The sequence below is a fragment of the Candidatus Accumulibacter sp. ACC007 genome, from assembly GCF_907163205.1.
Classification (GTDB): Bacteria; Pseudomonadota; Gammaproteobacteria; order Burkholderiales; family Rhodocyclaceae; genus Accumulibacter; species Accumulibacter regalis.
In genome coordinates this window covers 159,813-177,965 of the sequence record NZ_CAJQUD010000001.1, presented here as the reverse complement: position 1 = coordinate 177,965, position 18,153 = coordinate 159,813, and the positions used below count along the sequence as shown (strand labels likewise).

Here is an 18,153-nt window from a genome sequence, read left to right as displayed (position 1 = left end):
CCATATCTCAGTTACCGTTCAGTCTTCGCAGAGCGCAACTTGCACCTTGGAGCCGCTCACAGGTCAAGCGTCGGTTGTGTGTTGGCACTCGTCGCCGGTCGCGTCGATCAACGCACAGGTGGCGTGACCGTCGGGCTCGGCGTTGGGCATTTCCGCCCACAGCGCCAGCGCCTGCTCCAGACGTGCCTGCAGAGCCTGCATCTCGGCCACTCGCTCGCGAGTTTCGGCGATGCGCCGCTGGACGATCTCTCTGACCACTGGGCACGGCGTTCGGCCGCGATCGGACATGCCGATGATCTTGGCAATCTCGTCCAGATGGAAGCCGAGCCGCCTGGCGCGCAAAACAAAGCGCAGGCGATGGACGTCGGTATCCTTGAAACGACGGTAGCCGTTGTCAGGATCAATGGCTGGAACCAGCAACCCGATGCTCGTGTAATAGCGGACGGTATCCGGTGTAACGCCCACCAGATTCGCCAACTCGCTGACTTTCACGATATTTCTCCTGTCCAGAACCAACAATGAGCAGGCCCGTAAGGGGCTTTTTTAGCGAAGAGAGTGGTCGCCAGAAGGAGGCATTGTTCGTCAGCCTCTGCTACCTTTGACTCTATGCGGGCAACAGATATTCGCGCCTGTCCTGCATCTGCCTGGCGAGCCGGGTTTCCCGCTTTGCAGCACCCTTTACCTTTGCCTATGGTGCCAGTCGGGTCCCCACGAGGAGATGACCGCCGGATTACGGTTCAGTCACCTGTGGTAGTAAGCGCCGCCACTGTCGCTTGTTAGCGTGCAGCAAATCCTGACGGAACGACCGACTGCTCAAGCATTCGCAGAAGGTACTGCCGGGGCGAGCGGCAGATGCAGCGTAAAGGCCGTCACTCCGGCGTTGGACGTTACCTCGATGCGACCGCCGTGCATCTCGGCGATGCTGCGTGTGATGGCCAGCCCCAGTCCGGCGCCCTCTCCGTGACGGTGTCGCTCTGGGCTTGCGCGATGGAAGCGTTCGAAGATCTGCGACAACTGGTCGGACGGTATCGTATCGCCGTGATTTTTCACTGCCAGCGTCGCCGAGCTGGTTTCGGTGGCAATCAAGATCTCGACGGAGGTTCCGGACAGTGAGTGACGAAGTGCATTCGACAACAGGTTGGAAAGCGCACGACGCACCATCAGGCGATCAGCAGTGACATTCACCTCCCCGGCGAGAACGATCTTCACGCCCTTCTCATCAGCCAGCGCCTCGTAAAAATCAAACAGTGCCCGTGCCTCATCGGCCAGATTGACGGTTTCCGTCACTTTCGGCAGACGTCCATCTTCTGCCTGGGCAATAAACAGCATGTCGCTGACCATCCGCGCAATGCGCTCGTACTCTTCCAGGTTGGACACGAGGATTTCCCGATACTCGTCCGGACTCCGAGCATGCGACAGCGCGACTTCGGTCTGGGTCATCAGGTTCGAGACCGGCGTGCGCAACTCATGGGCAATATCGGCAGAGAAATCGGACAAGCGGCGAAATGATGCGTCCAGTCGCTCCAGCATGCCGTTGAGCGCGATCACCAGATCGCGAACCTCGGTCGGTGCGTCTCGCTCGGCAAGACGCTCGCCGAGATGTTCAGCCGACAAGCCGCGTGCGGTAGCCGTCATTCGCCGTAGCGGCGTGAGCCCGCTGTGGGCGGCGAACAGGGCGAACAACGCGGCGATGATCGCGGCGAAGAAAATGTCGATCCACAGGCGCTTGCGCACTTGTTCCAAGAAGCGCACCTGATGTGAGATATCGAGTCCGATCAGGGCCTTCAAGCGTATCGGCCTGGACCAGAAATCGAGCGCCTCAACGGTGGTTTCCAGACCAATGTATTGCTTGCCGCTTTTCTCCCATCTCGTCGTAACCTCCGGCGCTACGTCATCATTGGCCATCTGCGGATCACTGAAGTGCTCCGGGCGAATGGCGTAGATAAGTCTGCCCTCTGTGTTTCGCAATACCACCCCCAACATGTCGTGTCCGATGAAGGCGTCGTCAAGGCGGCGTGACAGAGTTTCGGACAATTCGGCGCGATGCAGGAGGTTCTTGATGAGCGTCACCTTGCCAGTCAGTTCCTGATCGTCGAGTTCACGAAGATGTCCTTCAACGGCATGGCCCTGCACCAGCACGACAACCACCAACAGGAGGGCGGTCAGCAGCGCGAACAACAGCGCTAGCCGGGTAGTCAGCGACCTCGGCCACGGTCGCATGCTCAGAGAGACTCCGGAATTTCCAGCACGTAGCCCATGCCGCGCACGGTGTGGATCAGCTTCGCCTCGAAGGGCTCATCGACCTTTACACGCAAGCGACGCACCGCGACGTCGATCACATTGGTGTCGCTGTCAAAGTTCATGTCCCACACCTGCGAGGCGATGAGCGAGCGAGGCAACACCTGCCCCTGGCGGCGCAGCAGTAGCTCGAGCAGCGCGAATTCCTTGGCCGTGAGGTCAATTCGTACGCCGGCACGGCTGACGCGGCGGCGTAGCAGATCCAGCTCGAGATCCGCGGCGCGCAGCGTCTCGACCTCCTGCGATCGACCCCGCCTGAGCAGCGTGCGGACGCGGGCAAGCAGCTCCGAAAAAACAAACGGCTTCACGAGGTAGTCGTCCGCGCCGAGCTCCAGCCCGCGCACCCGGTCTTCCACGCCGTCGCGTGCAGTGAGGAAGAGAACTGGCATCTCGTGACCGCCGCGACGCACCGTTTTCAACACGCCCCATCCATCCAGCGACGGTAGCATCACATCGAGGACGATCAGGTCGTAATCGCCGCTCAATGCCAGATGCAGGCCGTCGAGGCCATCGCGTGCGAGATCGACGACAAAACCCGCCTCAAGCAGGCCTTTGCGCAGATAATCGCCCGTTTTGGGCTCGTCTTCGACAATCAGGATCTTCATGTACGTTGCCCTCTGCCAAGTCTGTGTGCGAGATTGTGCCCGCTTGCGGTGCCGGTAGAACCCCATTACAGAAATGTAATTGCCATGTCAGCTTTCAGACGGAGTGACATGCGCATCATCGTGGACTACAGGCGTCTCAAGTTCTGCCGAGAGTCGTTTTGAGCTCGCTGTGCCTCGGGTAGCCGTTATCCATTTCAATGATCGAAGGATTCGCTCCATGAAGACATTTGCCTTGTCCGTCTTGCGCCGCCTTACTGCCTTGCTATTCGTCGTCCCGCTCGCAGCTGCCGCCGCCCCGGAGTTGGGTCGGATCTTCGCACTCGCGCCATCCAACGGTAGCGATGGGGTGCTTGTTGCAACCAAGGAGGGCCTCTACCTCGTGCAGCCCGATGGTCGGCTGACCTTACGCGCCAAGCGAGATGGTGGTTTCGTCGCACTCGCCGCGGATCCGTCCGACGCCAAAGTGCTGTACGGCAGTGGCCCGTCCGGAGGCTTGCTGCGATCAGATGACGGTGGCAGCCATTGGCAACGGCAGAGTCAAGATGGGCCGGAGAGCTTCGCGCTGCTGACCGTCAGTCCGACCGACGGGAAGCGCTTGTACGGTGTCGCCGACGGTCTCTACCGCAGTATGGACAGCGGCCGCACGTGGAACCGCAGCGGCGACGTGCCAGACAAGCTGATGAACATCTCGGCCTCGTCGAGTGGTCTGTACGCCGGAACCGAGGAGGGCTTGCGCTTTTCGACTGACGACGGTGCTTCCTGGCGGCCGGCGTCGATGATGCGCATTCCGGTGACCATGTTCAGCGCCGAGCCTGACGGAACGCTTTACAGTTTTCAGTTCGGACAGGGCTTTCTAAAAGCGCACGAGCCCGAACTGGCATGGACGCCGCTGGCCAATTCCTTCGGCGGACAGGCGATCCTGGTGATGGCGCGGAATGGCGATCAACTGTTTGCCGCCACTCATATCGGGAAGCTCTTCGTCAGCGCAGACGACGGCCGCAGCTGGCAGGCGATCAACCGGCCACGCGGACCGGAAAGCGCGGCGGAGAAGCGTGGCGAGAAGCTGTTCGCCGCCAACTGCCAGGCCTGCCATGGTGCGGTTGGAATAGGCGAAGCGCCGCAGTTCGGAAAGAGCATGCAGGGACTGGCGCCCGCCCTCGACGATAGCGCGCACGCCTGGCATCACAGCGATCAACAGTTGCAGAACACCATCCTCAAGGGCAGCCCGGCACCGAACAGTAGGATGGTCGCCTTCGAGGGCAAACTGAACGCACGCGATGCCGAAGACCTGGTCGCCTATATGAAGAGCCTCTGGAACGAGAACGCCCTGCGCTGCCAGGGAGCAAAGCACATGGACCCGGGCTGTATGACGCATTGAGCGAAGCGAGCGATTCAGGACCACCAACGAAGCGAACCGCCTCCGGTGCCAACGGCTTCCGCTGGCTGCTGGCGACGAGTGTCGCCTTTCTCGTCGGCGCGACAGCGTGGGCCACCTGGCAAGGCAGTACAAGCACCCCCCTGATCGACGCCAATGACGCTCGGCTGCTGGCAATGGGGCAGCGCGTCTATGCGCAATACTGCGCGAGCTGTCACGGTGCGAATCTGGAAGGGCAACCGGCGTGGCGCGTGCGCCGCGCGAACGGCCGCTTGCCGGCGCCGCCGCACGACGCCAGCGGGCATACCTGGCACCATCCGGACGAGGTCTTGATCGCGATCGTCAGCAATGGTCTCCAGGCTGGCCGGTACGCGCCGCCGGGCTATAGCAGCGACATGCCGGGTTTTGCGAACACTCTCGCGGAGGAAGAAATTCGTGCCAGCCTCGCCTATATCAAGAGTACCTGGCCCGAAGCACAGCGTGCCCACCAGGCACGCGTCACGCTTTCAAAGAAATAGCGCCCGAGATCCGGTCATATTCTGACTCTTGGGCGCGTTCGCGATTATTTGGGGGATTCTACAAGATGACCAGCGGCCCCGCTTGACCGCCCTCTGCCTGGTAACGCGTGCGACCGAGGCTGCACAGCCAAGGGCGACCGGTGGTCTCCGGTGGTTTGTCAAGGCCCTGATGCGGATTATGCGCACGGCAAGTGCGTGACAGAACCTGCCCATCAAGTTGGTGCACCAGCACCGGAGTGCGTGGACATCCTGCGCGAGGCCGTTGCCCCACGCAACGGCTGGAAACGGATCCTCCAGCGCTGTTCGCCTCCGCGCGCGGCGGGACGCCGCCGGATGAGGGCAGTGTAATGCGGTTGCTCAGGGAAGCCCGCTGCCCTCCTCTACTTCAGGTGGCGACGGACTGATGAGCGGGCGCATCACCAATCCGGAGATGCTGCGAAAGGCACTGGGAGGAAGGCGCAGCGGCGATCTGCTGATCATCGCCGAACGCGCGATAGAACTCCTGCCACAAGCGAAGTTGAAGGGCCTCGTCGGCGACTACGCGCACGTGGACGACCTGGCGGAAGCGAGCGCAACAGCAAAAGCGTTACTCGACGAAGTGCAGACGTTCCACGCCGATAGTCTGGCCGGTCGCCCCTTCGAAGACTTCGCGGCGAATTCCAGAAACTGTACGGAACATTCGCGGGGCACGGATGCCTTCATCGCCGAGTTCAAGCATCTCCTGCGCGGATGCATCGGCGCCGCGGACAGCGGGCAATTCGAACTTGCCCGCCAGACGTTCGAGCGCCTTTGCCGGCTGCTTCGGCATATCGATGAAGGGCACGAGGACGTGATCTTCTTCCCCGACGAGGGCGGCTCCTGGCAACTTGACATCGACTGGCGCAACGTGTTTGCCGCCTACTTCCTTTGCCTGCCCGAGACGGTTACGGCCGCGGATTGCGCGACCAGCGTCGATCAGATGATCGAGGATTTCGCCAAGCACGACCGACCACAGTACCGGCGAACGGCACACGCGTTGGCGAGTGCCGCACAGCGAGTGGCGCTCGAATCGTTGGAACGGCGCGTCGCCGACCGCACGCGTGGCTGACCACGGGTGTTTGGAAAGACGCTGCCTTCGCCCAGATCGCGACCGCGCTCGGCTCAAGGCTTCTTCTTTCCGACCAGCTTGTCCTGGACGTACTGACCGGGATCTTCCCCGCTCAGCCCCTCGACCACCCGTCCCGCTGCTTTCCCGACCTCGCCGACAACTGCCGCGCCCTTACCGACCGGCGACACCGGTTCCAGCTTGTCGAAATCGGTTGGCGTCGCGTTCTCCTGGTGCGTCTGCGCTGCACCCTCCTTGCGGTCTCGTATCGCATACGCGTTCGTTGAGAATTCACGCATCGCCGTATGCGCGGTCTCATCACTCGGTCGCCCCTGGGGCGAGACCCCGGCACCTGCCGCCCTGCCCGTCACCTGTCCCCGGTAGCCTTCCCCCGCCTGCCCGACAGCACCGGCACCGGGAACGCTGCTTCGATCTGCCTCGTGGCGAGCGCCGATCGCATCCGCCCCCTGGACCTGGCCGGCCATCTCGCCAAGCATCCGGTCGTAGTTCTGCGCGGTGTATTCGGCAATGTAGGGACGCAGCTTGTACGGGTCGCCCATGATCCCCTGGAATGTCTCGTAGTTGAAATCGAGCTTGGGCAGCAGGAAATCCTTGATGAAATGATCCTGGAGCTGCAGGTTCGAGCCCAGCTGGCCGCTGTGCGACAGCTCCCACATCTGCCGATGCCCTTCGCTTTCCTGCAGTGAGGCGCTGAAGACTTCACGCGATTGCCGTGCGTGATCCAGCGATGCGCGCATCCCCTCGCTGCCGGCTTCCCTTCCCTCGTCGGTGCTGCGATAGCTGCGCTCCCAGCCGTTGTCGAGCACGGTGCCGACTTTCTTGCCAAAGCCCGATTCACTGGCGAACTGCGCCATCTCCTCCAGCGATCGCGAAGCGTCGGCAGAGTTGCGCAGCTTGGCGGCGAGCTCCACCCCACCGCGAAGCCCGGCGATCTCGAGGAGCTTCGGTGTATTCATGCCCATCGAGGCGCCGATCATCATTTCCATCGCCACCTTTTCGCCAACGCCGAGCTTTTTGGCCCACTGATCGACCTGACGCAGGCTGTCGTTGGCCTCGTGGTGGCGACTCGACCCCATGCCGTGGCGGTAGCCTGTGGTGTCGCTGCTGCCCTGGCTGTGGCTGCGCTCGAATCCCGCCTCCTGCTTGAGCGCGGCGAGCGCGCTTTCGGCATACTCCGCGGAGTGTTGGCGGGTGGCCTGCTGGGAATGCTCGTAATTCTCCTTCGCCGCAGCGCCCAGGGAATCGTTGAGCGCCATGTCGGCGCGCACGTCGCTTTTTCCCTGCCGGACGACGAAGCCGCCACCAGAAAAGTGGCTGTAGTCGAACCCCCCGCGCGCCTGATAGTTGGTCATCCCCTGCCGCAAGCTCGGGTTCATGTCCACCGTCAGTCCCTTCTGGGTGTCGTGACTGACATTATTGAGCGAGGCGTGGCCCATCTGCATGTTGCCCATCGCCAGCGCGCTGGCGATTTTCTCGGGATCCCGCGGCGGGGCCACCAGGCCGGCAACGGCCTGCAGGCCGACCTCGCCGCCTTTGACGATGGCCGCCGCAATGGCCGGGATCGAGATCACCAGCATCCCGGCGATCGCCTGATCGCTGATGATCGCGGTATTCAGGAAACTCATCTGCTCGATCGCCAGGCCACCGCCAGCGCTGCCATTGCTGTAGTGGCTACGCGAATACATGGTGATGATGAAGTTCATCACCGCGTAGAGGGGCGCCCAGAGCTGAATCCAGAACAGGCTCGCGGCGTAGGACTTGATGACACCCCCGGCCTGGTGACCGCTGATCACCACGAAGAGCAGAAAGACCGGAAAGATCGCGTACTGAACGAGTTCGATGGCATTGCGCACCTTGGGCATGGTCGACTCGGCGATGCGGGCCATCAGTTTGTACGAGTCGCTGGTCGAGCGCAGCGATTGCGCCATCGCCAGGTTGGTTTGCGCGCTGGCAGCATCCCCGAGCTGCGCGGGCAGCAGGTACTGCGCATCGATCATGAAGTTGGCGACGATCGCCTGTTTCACTGCGTCCTGTGCCGACGCCGCGACGCCCAGGAGATAGTTGGTCGAGGTAGCCAGCGAGGCGACGATCGCCGCGCCGGCGTCGGCCTGGCTCATTTTTGGGTAAAGACGCGAACCCAGCATGGTGAGCTGACGGTTCGACTCGGCGGTGATCTGGGTGGTCAGGCTCTGATAGGCGACATCGCAACCGACGGTGTTCAGCAACGTCGGATCGCCTATGTCGCGCACGGTCACCAGCCGCGCCGGGTTGGTCTTGCCGTTCAGGCTGGCCCAGACGTTATTGACCTCGATGATGTCTTCCTTCATGCGGATGTAGCCGGTCGCCACATCCGGAGCGACGCACTCGCGGTAGAACTCCAGCAGGTTGCTGGTCAGCACCGGATTCCCACTCTTCACGGCGAGACGCTCGGCAAGCACACGGTGGCCGAACAGGGTGCCGTTCTTGCGGAACTTCACATCGTTGGGTAGCGAGAACACCGTCTCGAAAGCGCCGGTCAGCCAGTCGCCGACCTTGCTCATCGCGTGCGCGAAGGCGCCCAGCCCGATCGGGACGTTGGCGACCGCACGCGGTGGCTCGTTGCCGGTGCGATCGACGATCGTCACCGTCACCTTGGGCACGAGAAGAAGCGCCTGGAAGATGGCCAGGAAGAAGAGCCATTTCCACATCCCGTCGAGTCGTTCGCGTCCGCTCAGGGTGGCGATGACGACGACGATCACGCCGACAATCGCCATGGTTCGCAGCAGGCCGAGGTAGTCGCCGCTACCCATGATCGCCGCGACGGCATTGAACATCGCCTCCAACTCGGCGACGTTCCAGTAGGCATAGACCTCGTACATTTCGCTTTCCCCTACCGCTTGTACCCGTCGTGACTAGCGGTTGAAGACCATCATCGACTGGAAGATGTTGGTCGGCATCCCGGCGTTCAGGCTTTGATGCAGGAGTTGCAGCGAACGGCTCAGTTCGACGACCTGCATGCCTTTCTGGTATTCGGCCCGCAGCATGTCGCGCGCCTCCTGCTCGATCTCGTTGAGCCGGACCAGGATCTTCTCGGCCGCCGCGACGGCGTCGGGGCCGCTCTTGCCGGTTTCGTTCTGCAGCGCGTTGCGCAGCGTCTTCGAGAGGTTCGTGAAGTAGGCGTAGGCCACATCGACGGCGATGAGTTGCGCATAGTCCTCGGTGATCCGGTCACCCCCTGGGATGCTGCTCGATACCGCAAGCATCTTCCAGACCGGCAGCGAGGAGGTGCCGATCAGGGCGGTATCCAGGTTCGACTGGCCGGAGGCATCGCGGTTGACGATCTTGTCGCGCATCGCGGCTATCCGGATCCTCACTTGCCGAGAGAACGGCGTCACGGTGAAGGCGCTCTCCGAGAAGGTCGGACTCATGCACTCGGCGGCATCGACACCGCATTTGAGGCCCGGCAGCGTCACTGTCGTTGATCCGCCGTCACCGACGAACTGCCGGAAGGTGAGCTTGCCGCCGGGCAGGTAGGTCCACCGGGCTTTCTCGTCACCGTTCTCGCCGGGCGGCGTGACAATGATCGTGCCGGTCAAGCTCATCAGCAGTTCCTTGGTCTCATCGCTGACGCCGGAGACGCGCGACAGCGATCGCCAGACGACGTTGCCCGGTTCAAAGAGCTCGCGATAGCCCGCTGACGCGTTTCGGGCTGCCGTCCGGATGTTTCTGGCCGTGACCCGGCTCTTTTTCCACTCGTCCCAGGACTCAAAGACATCGCCGAACAGGTTCAGGCTCGCCCCGGCGGTCTTGCCTTCCTTCTCCTGGGTGCGATCGGTCAGCATGCTCCCGGCGGCGGTGACGATCCCTTCGGCGGCCTGGCAGGAATTGATGTTGAGGTTGTTCATCTTCGACACCTGGTCCTGCAGGTATTTCAGCAGGTCGCAAAGGTCGGGGGACATCGAACAGAGCGCCATGTTGAATGCAGCACCGATGGCGTTGTTACCGATGTTTCGCAGCAGCGCGACGAACTGGTCCTTGTTGATGAAAGAAAACGATCCGGCATAAAGATCGATACCGCCGCAGCCTGCCCGAAACGACGGCGGTGTAATGCTCGCCAGCGGGTAGTTGCGCACCGGCGTGCGCATGTACAGGCTGCCGCCGGTATAGAAATTCATCGTCTGCCCGCGATAGGCGTTGGGGCCGGTCACGTTGCCGTAGGCCCCGATGTCGTTGAACCAGTCCTGCATCGATTGCGAAACGTTGGCGCTTGCCTGACTGGTCAGGGCCGCAAGGACGAGTGTGACGGCGAGCGTTCGCCGGAAGCCTGGAGTATTCACGATCCGCCTCAATAGAGTTCGCCGGGACGCGTTTGCGTCAGGATGTAAATGCGCTCGACGATCTCCTGCGCCGAGAGCACGCCCGAGCCGATCGGGAGCAGCCGGCGATCCTTGACGTTGCCGAGCACCACGAGAGGCACCACGGTTACGCCCAGCGCCGCCGCCATTCCGTTGTCCCGCGAGGGCTGCGGAAACTCGGGCAATCCGCCGCCGTCGAGCGAGATCGGAAACACGGCGATGCCGTACTGCTCAGAGAGCCACTTCAGGGTCGGCGCCAAGCGATGGCAGTACGGGCAATCCGAGCGGAAGAAGAAAAAAATTCCCCACTCGCCGGCGAGCCCGGCCAGCGTCTCGCTTGCCTTGCGCGAGCGCTGGGTATCACGCACCTGGATGGCGGCGTTGTTGGACGGGTTGCGCAACTGATAATTGAGTTCGGGATTGGCCCAGATGACGCGTCGCCAGACGTCCGAGAAGACGGACGCCCGGTCCATCAGCGCTTCCTGCGCAACGATGTAGCGCTTCAAGTTCTCCGGGGTCGGCTTGATGATGGCCAGCGCCCTCTTCCGCTCGGCGTCTTCTCGCAAGGCCTTCAGGGCCGCGACGGCTTCGACTTCCTCCCTGAGCGCCTTCGCTTCGGGGTTCTCGGTAGGGCTGTCGGTCGGCTCCGCTTCCGGCGGGATGTCGCAATACCAGTTGAACCGATCCTCGTCACAGATCCACATCGACGGGTACTCCAGTCCGCTGTTCGCTGAGGCGCTTCCGAAGCAGAGGCAGCACACGGCCATCACGAGGGATCGCATCGATCACTGCGCCGACGGGCTTGCTGGCGCCGTGCCAACGATTTCCGCCACCCTTGCGGACCAGTCCGGAATCGCCGCGGCCGACGAGGCCTTGAGCAAGGCCGCTGAATTGATCAGCGCGCATTGGCACTCCTGCGCGACCTGGTCGAGCGCAGCGTCGAGCCGCAGCCCGAAGGCCTTGGCGTCCTCGAAGAGCCTGGCCTGTTCCGTGGCATCCATGCCCGGCTTGACCCGCTCGACCAGCGATTGCTGCTGCTGAGCAACGAGTGCCCCGATGTTGACGCGCGCAAATCGCGGAATCTCCAGAGGTCGAAAGTGCAACCAGGACGCCACGATGCCGGCCCCCAGCACCAGCGTCAGGGCGCCGGTAAGCAACGCTGTTCTGAAAGGACTCATGACCGCTCCGCTTTACTGTGACGCACGTTCAATGACCAGCCGCTCGACCGCTTCCGAAACCGACAGCCCTTGCTCGCGCAGGCGCTTGATGGCCTGGAAATCCTCGGCGCGGGTGGAATAGACGAGCATCGAGAAGGGATCGAGAAGGAGTCGCCCGAGACCGGAGCCAACCGGCGAATGGATATAGATTTCAGAAAAATGCCCGTGCTCGGTACTCACCGACGCGAGCTGGCGCTTCAGCCATTCGTCGAGCACGAGTTTCCCTTCCGTGCCCAGCCGCTCGATGTTCTCCGGCTTCTGGCGCAGCAGGAACAGCCAGTCGGCGTTGTTGATCGCCGCGCGGGTCGCCTCGTTCTTGTAGTAGTCGTCCACGGACTGGGTGATGGTGCCGAAGGCACCGCCGTACTTGCGGGCGCGACGATAGCCGGCTTCGATGAAACTGCCGCTGGCGCCGCTGCCCATCAGGTCCCAGCTTTCGTCGATGATCACCAGCTTGCGGCGGGAACGGTCGCGATACATTTGCTGGGTGATGCGGTACATGATCAGTTGCATCACCACCGACTGCAGGTCCTTCTTGGCTTTCAGCTCTTCGAGTTCGAGGACCACGAGATCCTTGTCGAAGGCGATGTTGGCGGCGCCCTCGAAGTAGCTCGCATAGACGCCGTGGCGGGTATAGGGCTCCAGGGCAGTCGCCAGGCGACTCAGGTCGCGCTCGTACTCGCCTTCACTCGACAGCCGGCCGGTCTGCAGGAGGGTGTAGATGTCGGTGATCGTCGCCGATCGGCCCTTGGCGTCCCAGACCCGCTTGATCGCCGAGCCGAGCGCGGTGTAGCTGTAGTTGTCCAGCGGTTCGCGGGGGCTCGCCATCTGGGCCAGGAGCGGCAGGACCATCTCCATGTCGGCGTTGATGTCGATGATCATCGAGAACGGATTGAGACACAGCGTGTTGCGCCGCTCGTCAGAAAACTCGATAAACTCGCCGTCGAGCAACTCGCAGAGGTTCTTGTACGATCGCCCGACGTCGATGATCCAGACCTTCGCGCCGGCGCCGAGGTAGCGATAGGTCAATTCGTTCACGAAGACCGACTTGCCGGAACCCGACAGCGCGGCGACCGCGAAATTGAAGTTGCCGCCGGTGTTGTCAAAGAGATCGAATCCGAGCACCTGGCCGCGCCGGCCAAAGAGCGTCATGACCGGCGTCGGCGTGCCTTTCCACTCGGCGATCAGCGGCGACATCATCACCGCGTTGTCAGCGGTCTTGGTGCTGATCCGACCGAACTGACGCAGGTCCGCCTGCAGGGCGGGCGTCAGCGTCATCGGCAATGCCGCCGCCAGCGCCTGGTGCTGCAGATAGAAGTCCTTGGTGAGATCGAAGCCGCGGGCGCGCCAGACCGCTCGCACGGCGTGCTCGCAGCGGGCGCCCTCGGCGACTTTGGCCAACAGGCAGATCTGGTGATACATCCCGACCACCGTGCGGCCGCTGTCGAAGGTCTTCAGCACCATGTCCCAGTCGCGCTTGCGTTCCTGCAGATCGGGCTGGAAGTGCGCCATGTAGGAGCCGGCGCTCTGTGTCGCGCGGGTCGCCTTGATCTGCGCCTTGCTTCGGGCCGCCTCGTAGTCGAGCGCCACCGCCCCCATGGTGATCACGAACGGACACGGCATCGACAGGGCGAGCTGGTAGGGGTCGCCGATCAGCGTGTTCATGCCGGCGAGGCGAAAGTAGCGCGGGTACTGGCGAACCGAGAAGAGCTGCAGCACCGATTCGTCGCCGCCGGCCTGGCGGAAGCGGATGTCGCTATCGCCGAGCCGCGAGGCGATCTCGTGGTGCGAGACCTGGTCCCGGAGGGGCTGTGCCTCGTTCCATTCGATCGGGCGCAGGCCACGACCGGTGAATAGCGACGAGTGATCGAAGAAGGGAGCGACAAAGTGCAGTAGCTGCTCGGGTCCCCAGTCGTAGCCCGGCAGGTGCGCCGACTTGAGCGTGGCGTGGACACTTTCCCGGACACGCAGCGCCTCGTCGACGTCGGCCGGCACCTCGGGGTTGAGCGGCAGGGTGATCGAGATCACGGCCCGGAAATCGCGCAGCAGGTAGGTCTGATGCGAAAAGATTGACTGGCCGGTGCCCTGCAGGTAATGATCGATGCGTCGCCGCGCTAATAGGCGAAAGATGTTGTTGTGACGGCGATCTTCCCAGCCGCCATTCTGGTCAGCGCCGCCTTCGGCAACCGACCGGACATCCGCAGCTGAGCGTGGCAGGAGATTCGCTTGCGCCCGCAGGACCGGGAGAATGTTCGGGCTCCCGTACAAGGTGACCTGGATGCCGGTTCCCGGCGGGCAGGAGACGAAGAGACTGGCCAGCACCTTCTCCATTTCGTCGTTGGCGCCGGTTTGCGGCAAGGCCTCGATGCAAAAACCGATGGCCTGCGATTCGCGTTCTCCGAAGGCCCCCTGATCCAGCGCAAAGAGTCGCGTCTCCTCTTGCCAGGCGACATAGGGCAGGATGCCGGTGAGTCGCGGCATGCGAGAAATCTCGCGCAACAGCCGCCGTGGCAGACGATCCGCGTGCGCCGATCGCTCCGGCAGGAAGGCCTCGCGCAGGGTATCGGACAGGCTCATTCCTTACCCTCCGAAGCACCTGGCGGCTGCAGTAACTCGCGCCCCCGCAAGGGAAGCGACGGCGGAATTGCAGACCCTGAAGCCTCGCGCTCCATCCGGAGAACGGGGCGCTCGTCGGGATTCGTGGCCGCGGGGGTGAAGGCGGTTGGCGGTATCACGGGCCGATACGCCTCACTGGCGTTGCGTCGCGTGTGTGCAAGCTGCCAGCGGCCGGGATCGACGACGAAGTAGACATACGACTGGTCGTGCAGCACTTCCTCGTCGTCCTCCCAGGGCGCCAGCCATATCCGTCGCACTGTCTGGGCGCTGCGGATTGGCTCACCCGAGCTGAGCACGGGACGCGTGATGGTCGACGGGGGCGTATGGCCAGGACTCGCGACCTTCGGCGTCGTGGCTGTTTCAGGCGGCCGCTCTTGGCCCGGCAGATTGTTCTGCAGCGCGTTGGCGTAGACCCCGGCGAGTGAAGCACACGCAATCCCGTCCGGCGCCTTGCACGAGAATTTCCCGTGCCCGTCGAGCCCCGACATCGTGCCAGCGCATCCTGCGAGCAATGCCGGGAGAGCGAGCACGAGGATGAACGGACCGAAGGCCCCTGCCCGGCTCATGGCCGGCTCTCCGTCAGCCATTGCTCGATCCGCTCGCTGCTCGCGGCACCCGGCAGAACGCGCCCGTCGGCGGACAGCAGCGTGGGCGTGCCCTGGATCCCCAGCCGCTGGGCGAGTGCGATGTTGCGATCGACCGGGTGATCGCAGGTACGCTTGGCCGGTGCCTTGCCGCTCTTCATCAGCTCGGCCCAGGCACCAGCGCGATCCGGCGCACACCAGACCGACACCGCCTTGGCTTTCGCTTCGGGGTGAAGCCCCTCCAGCGGATAGGCAAAGGTGTACAGGGTGACGTTATCGAGTTTATCGAGTTCGCCTTCGAGCCGTTGGCAGTACGGGCAATCCGGATCGGAGAAGACGGCCAGCACGCGCTCACCCTTGCCACGAACCGTCTTGATGGCATCGGTGAACGGCAGCTCGGAAAACGCCACGCGTTGCCGCTTCTCCAGGCGCTCGGCCGTCAGGTCGCGCTGCGTCTGCATGTCAAAGAGATGCCCGAAGACAAAATAGCGCCCGGAGGCGTCGGTGTAGGCAGTGTTCTGCCCCATCACGACTTCATAGAGGGCAGGGATCTCCGAGGTGTCGACACGCTCGATGCGGGTCGCCGGATATTTCTCTTTTAGGTGCGCGGCCAGCGCCTCGGCGCTCTCGTCGGCGTGTGCCAGGGAGAGAGTCAGGGAGAGCAGGACCAGTAGGGGTTTGAACGACATAGATCACTCCTTGAAAGGTTCGAGGGGTTTCTTCTGGACTTCGCGGCCGCGCCGCCAGATGTCGGTGTAGCTATCGGAATCGCCGCCCGCGGACCCGCCGGCGAGAGAAAAACCTTTCGTGAACACCACCTCGACGGTGCGACCGGCATCGATCTCGATGATCGGGAACATCTTCTCGGCTAGCGTGATGTAGTACTGCGAGAGACGGTCCAACGCCTTGCCGACGCCGGTTCCCAGACCGGCCTGGACCTGTTTCCCCGGATCGACGGACCCGATCGACCCCAGCGGGCTCGTCGATACCGTCATCGAGCTCTGCTGGAAAGCCTGGCCGATACCGGCGCCGATGCCGGCGAGCAAGGCATTGGCGAGTACCTGCCCCTGCTTGCTGACCAGGCGACCACGCATGCCGGCCTTGCCGTCTTCACCGACGACATAGCCCTTGACCGGGACATCGATCGCCTTGCCGTCATGGCGCACACAGGACAAGGATTCGAGCCGGATGTAGGCGCGCTCGGCGCTGATATCGCCATAGCTGGCGCCCAGCGCAAAGCATTCCTTGATCTTGAAGCGGTAGCGGTTCGGCAGGAAGGCGTTGTCCTGGACTCGCATCAGGACCGGGTGCGGGTTGCTTTGCGCCTGCCCCCCGGTGGGTGCGTCGAGACCACCGAGCAACACCGCGCGAAAGAACGACCCCGATGGGACGTAGCTGCGGGCGTCTTTCTGGTCGGCCCCCTGCCCGCCCACCGCGGGTGCGCTGACCTTGGCGTCGCTCACTTCGAAGGTCGCGATCCCCGGTGGCCGGGGTAACGCCAGCTGTCCGTCCGGGTTCATCCCTGCGCCCGGATTCGTCGGCAGCGGGGGTAGTGGTGGCAGGTTGAGGGGCTCGACCACCGGTGGTGGTGGCGAGGACAGCGGCGGCGGCATTGCTAGCAAAACCGGATTCGAAAGCGGCGGCTTCCGCTCGATCAGGTCGACCTGCTGGCGTAGCCCCTGGATCATCTCCTCCATCTGGCGCATCTGCTCGCCGGACTTGCTCATCCAGATCTCTCGGGGGTCGGCCTGGGCGCCTGGAGCGCTGATCGGCAAGGGCTGCGGGCGCACCGGCGGCGTTCCCTCGGGAAGGGTGGTCGGTTGGTCCCATAGCGCCACACCGCCGAAGATGAGCACTGCGAACACTGCCCCCCCGAGCCCCAGGATCAGGACCTGCCGCTGTTTCGGGGACAGTCTGGCGATCGCCGAGGCGATCCGGTTGCCGGGTGACTCAGCCATCACGTCCCTCCAGGACGACCAGGACGTCCGTGCTTTCACCCGGTTCAAGTTCGAGCGAATCGACCATCACCGCCAGCACACCCGGTCGATACAGCTCACGCTCGTCGATCACCATGCGCGACGACGAGACGTTGATCAGCTGGTACTTCTCGCCGAACAAGGCGCCGTCCAGCGTCCTTACCAGGATCAGGCGGGCTTCGTTCCAGAGAGGGACGATCTCCAGCGTGTTTCGGGCGGTCATGTCTTCGGGTTCGCCATCGCGCGCCAGCGCGAGAAGCACACGGCGGATCGCCCCGAGGCGTGAGTCGTCGGCCAGAATGGCTTTGCCCTCGCTGCGTGCCTGAGTGCGATCGCGAATGACCAGCGTTTCTGCCGGGATGTCGGCGGTGTGAAGCAGTAGTTTCCAGTGGCGGCCGGCATCATCGGCGACGAAGACGCTGAGCTGCGGCTGCTCGGTCGTCGGTTTGAGGTAGGCGGCGCCGGTTTCCCGGTCGGCACTGACGACGAACTCACCTTCGACGCCGTGGATACGGCGAATTTTTCCGCCGTCGATGCGGATGAGGTTCGGTTCGTTGCGCGATACCGTGGCGATCAGCGCATCGTCCGGACGGCCCTCCAGGAGCTGCGCGGCTAAGAGCGGTGACGCGACGCTAGCGAGGACTAACGTCAGCGCCAAACGGGTCCTGATCGCTGGTTTCCCTGAATTCGGATACATGCAGTCTCCCATTGCGGTAGCGGAAGCCGACCACATAGGTGGTCTGCTTCTCGGAAGCTTTCTTGTCCCCGACCCAGGTCATCAGGACGCCGGCGAGGGCCACTTTCTTGGCGGCCTCGTTGGCCATCACCGATTGCGCAGAAAACTGGGTCGAGGCGTTGTTCTTGCGGATGAAATCGGTACGGGCGCCGAACTCGGCCTGGAGACGGCCGTATTCGCTGGGCGCGGCGTATTTGAGGAAGAGGTCTTTCTGGTACTCGGCGACGTGCGGGGTGATGTTGAGCGCCAGGCCCGCGTACCAGTACGCCATCTCCTGCAGGTAATCCCCGGAAACCTTCTCGCCGCTGACCCAGAAGCTCTTGTGCACTTCCGGCGGTACCAGCACGGTTCTTTCCGAGCCGGCCACGCCGAGCAAGACGCCGGCATTGGCCAGCAGCGCCAGGATGAGTCCGCCGACGGCGATGCGCATGAAGGTGATCTCAGCGCGATGATTGTCCCGCTCGGAGGTGAAGGTTCGAAGGCGCATGGCTCAGCCGAGAAAGAAACGCAGATGCGAAGGCGGGGTCGCCCGCAGGCGGACGACGATCCCGCTCGGCAGCCACCAGTACAGCGCGTGCAATGCGAACTTCGGGTGCTTGCCGGTCTTGATCCGACCGTACTGCCAGGCGAGGAGCACGCCGCAGATCATCCCGGCCAGCATCGCTCCGGAGATCACGCCCGTCCCCAGGATCAGCAGGAAGAGGATGGCCTGATCAAAATCCCACCACAGGAAACGTTCCTGGGCTTCGAGTGACTTCGGGATGTAACCGGTCTCGTCCACGGCGCTCT

At 63.2% G+C, this 18,153-nt stretch carries 17 protein-coding genes; 3 read left to right on the top strand and 14 right to left on the bottom strand.

All coding sequences use genetic code 11. From position 1 onward, the window contains the following. Window positions 1-63 precede the first annotated feature (63 nt). From QZ634_RS00660 to QZ634_RS00650, 3 genes are all read right to left on the bottom strand, one after another. Window positions 64-492: a MerR family DNA-binding protein gene (locus QZ634_RS00660; protein ID WP_291984689.1), complete on the bottom strand. Its 429-nt coding sequence runs from the start codon at window positions 490-492 to the stop codon at window positions 64-66. Between the two features lie 321 nt (window positions 493-813). After that, window positions 814-2,220, bottom strand: a complete 1,407-nt coding sequence (locus tag QZ634_RS00655) for a heavy metal sensor histidine kinase (RefSeq protein ID WP_291984687.1) — start codon at window positions 2,218-2,220, stop codon at window positions 814-816. A gap of 2 nt (window positions 2,221-2,222) precedes the next feature. Then, window positions 2,223-2,903: a heavy metal response regulator transcription factor gene (locus QZ634_RS00650; RefSeq protein WP_291984685.1), complete on the bottom strand. Its 681-nt coding sequence runs from the start codon at window positions 2,901-2,903 to the stop codon at window positions 2,223-2,225. A gap of 217 nt (window positions 2,904-3,120) precedes the next feature. Between QZ634_RS00650 and QZ634_RS00645 the strand changes: the two genes are divergently transcribed. The 3 genes from QZ634_RS00645 to QZ634_RS00635 all read left to right on the top strand — a co-directional run bounded on the left by QZ634_RS00645 (window position 3,121) and on the right by QZ634_RS00635 (window position 5,883). Further along, window positions 3,121-4,281 carry a c-type cytochrome gene (locus QZ634_RS00645; protein ID WP_291984683.1) on the top strand — a complete coding sequence of 387 codons (1,161 nt, stop codon included), beginning with the start codon at window positions 3,121-3,123 and terminating at the stop codon, window positions 4,279-4,281. Next, window positions 4,278-4,796, top strand: a complete 519-nt coding sequence (locus QZ634_RS00640; protein ID WP_291984681.1) for a cytochrome c — start codon at window positions 4,278-4,280, stop codon at window positions 4,794-4,796. Before QZ634_RS00645 ends, QZ634_RS00640 begins: the two co-directional genes overlap by 4 nt. Before the next feature lie 403 nt (window positions 4,797-5,199). Next, complete coding sequence (locus QZ634_RS00635) at window positions 5,200-5,883, top strand: hypothetical protein (RefSeq protein WP_291984679.1); 684 nt, start codon at window positions 5,200-5,202, stop codon at window positions 5,881-5,883. Between the two features lie 53 nt (window positions 5,884-5,936). On the opposite strand, the gene QZ634_RS00630 is transcribed toward QZ634_RS00635, so the two are convergent. The 11 genes from QZ634_RS00630 to traL all read right to left on the bottom strand — a co-directional run bounded on the left by QZ634_RS00630 (window position 5,937) and on the right by traL (window position 18,145). Then, window positions 5,937-8,759 carry a conjugal transfer protein TraG N-terminal domain-containing protein gene (locus QZ634_RS00630; protein ID WP_291984677.1) on the bottom strand — a complete coding sequence of 941 codons (2,823 nt, stop codon included), beginning with the start codon at window positions 8,757-8,759 and terminating at the stop codon, window positions 5,937-5,939. Window positions 8,760-8,792: 33 nt separating this feature from the next. After that, a complete protein-coding gene (locus tag QZ634_RS00625; RefSeq protein WP_291984675.1) occupies window positions 8,793-10,217 on the bottom strand; it encodes a conjugal transfer protein TraH in 1,425 nt (474 codons plus the stop codon). Between the two features lie 8 nt (window positions 10,218-10,225). Continuing rightward, a complete protein-coding gene (locus tag QZ634_RS00620; RefSeq protein WP_291984673.1) occupies window positions 10,226-10,939 on the bottom strand; it encodes a conjugal transfer protein TraF in 714 nt (237 codons plus the stop codon). Between the two features lie 81 nt (window positions 10,940-11,020). Further along, window positions 11,021-11,413 carry a hypothetical protein gene (locus tag QZ634_RS00615; RefSeq protein WP_291984671.1) on the bottom strand — a complete coding sequence of 131 codons (393 nt, stop codon included), beginning with the start codon at window positions 11,411-11,413 and terminating at the stop codon, window positions 11,021-11,023. 12 nt (window positions 11,414-11,425) lie between these two features. Continuing rightward, complete coding sequence (gene traC / locus QZ634_RS00610) at window positions 11,426-14,029, bottom strand: type IV secretion system protein TraC (protein ID WP_291984669.1); 2,604 nt, start codon at window positions 14,027-14,029, stop codon at window positions 11,426-11,428. Further along, window positions 14,026-14,634, bottom strand: a complete 609-nt coding sequence (gene traV / locus QZ634_RS00605; RefSeq protein WP_291984667.1) for a type IV conjugative transfer system lipoprotein TraV — start codon at window positions 14,632-14,634, stop codon at window positions 14,026-14,028. The genes traC and traV overlap by 4 nt, the downstream gene beginning before the upstream one ends. Further along, the gene (locus QZ634_RS00600; protein ID WP_291984665.1) at window positions 14,631-15,341 is read right to left on the bottom strand and encodes a DsbC family protein; all 711 of its coding nucleotides are present in this window, start codon (window positions 15,339-15,341) and stop codon (window positions 14,631-14,633) included. Before QZ634_RS00600 ends, traV begins: the two co-directional genes overlap by 4 nt. Window positions 15,342-15,344: 3 nt before the next feature. Then, complete coding sequence (locus tag QZ634_RS00595) at window positions 15,345-16,610, bottom strand: TraB/VirB10 family protein (RefSeq protein WP_291984663.1); 1,266 nt, start codon at window positions 16,608-16,610, stop codon at window positions 15,345-15,347. Then, window positions 16,603-17,325, bottom strand: coding sequence for a type-F conjugative transfer system secretin TraK (locus tag QZ634_RS00590; protein WP_291984661.1), 723 nt, complete (start codon window positions 17,323-17,325; stop codon window positions 16,603-16,605). The genes QZ634_RS00595 and QZ634_RS00590 overlap by 8 nt, the downstream gene beginning before the upstream one ends. After that, window positions 17,261-17,851 carry a type IV conjugative transfer system protein TraE gene (gene traE / locus QZ634_RS00585; RefSeq protein WP_291984659.1) on the bottom strand — a complete coding sequence of 197 codons (591 nt, stop codon included), beginning with the start codon at window positions 17,849-17,851 and terminating at the stop codon, window positions 17,261-17,263. The genes QZ634_RS00590 and traE overlap by 65 nt, the downstream gene beginning before the upstream one ends. Before the next feature lie 3 nt (window positions 17,852-17,854). Continuing rightward, on the bottom strand, window positions 17,855-18,145 hold the full coding sequence (gene traL, locus QZ634_RS00580; protein WP_291984657.1) for a type IV conjugative transfer system protein TraL: 291 nt from the start codon (window positions 18,143-18,145) through the stop codon (window positions 17,855-17,857). Between the last annotated feature and the right edge of the window lie 8 nt (window positions 18,146-18,153).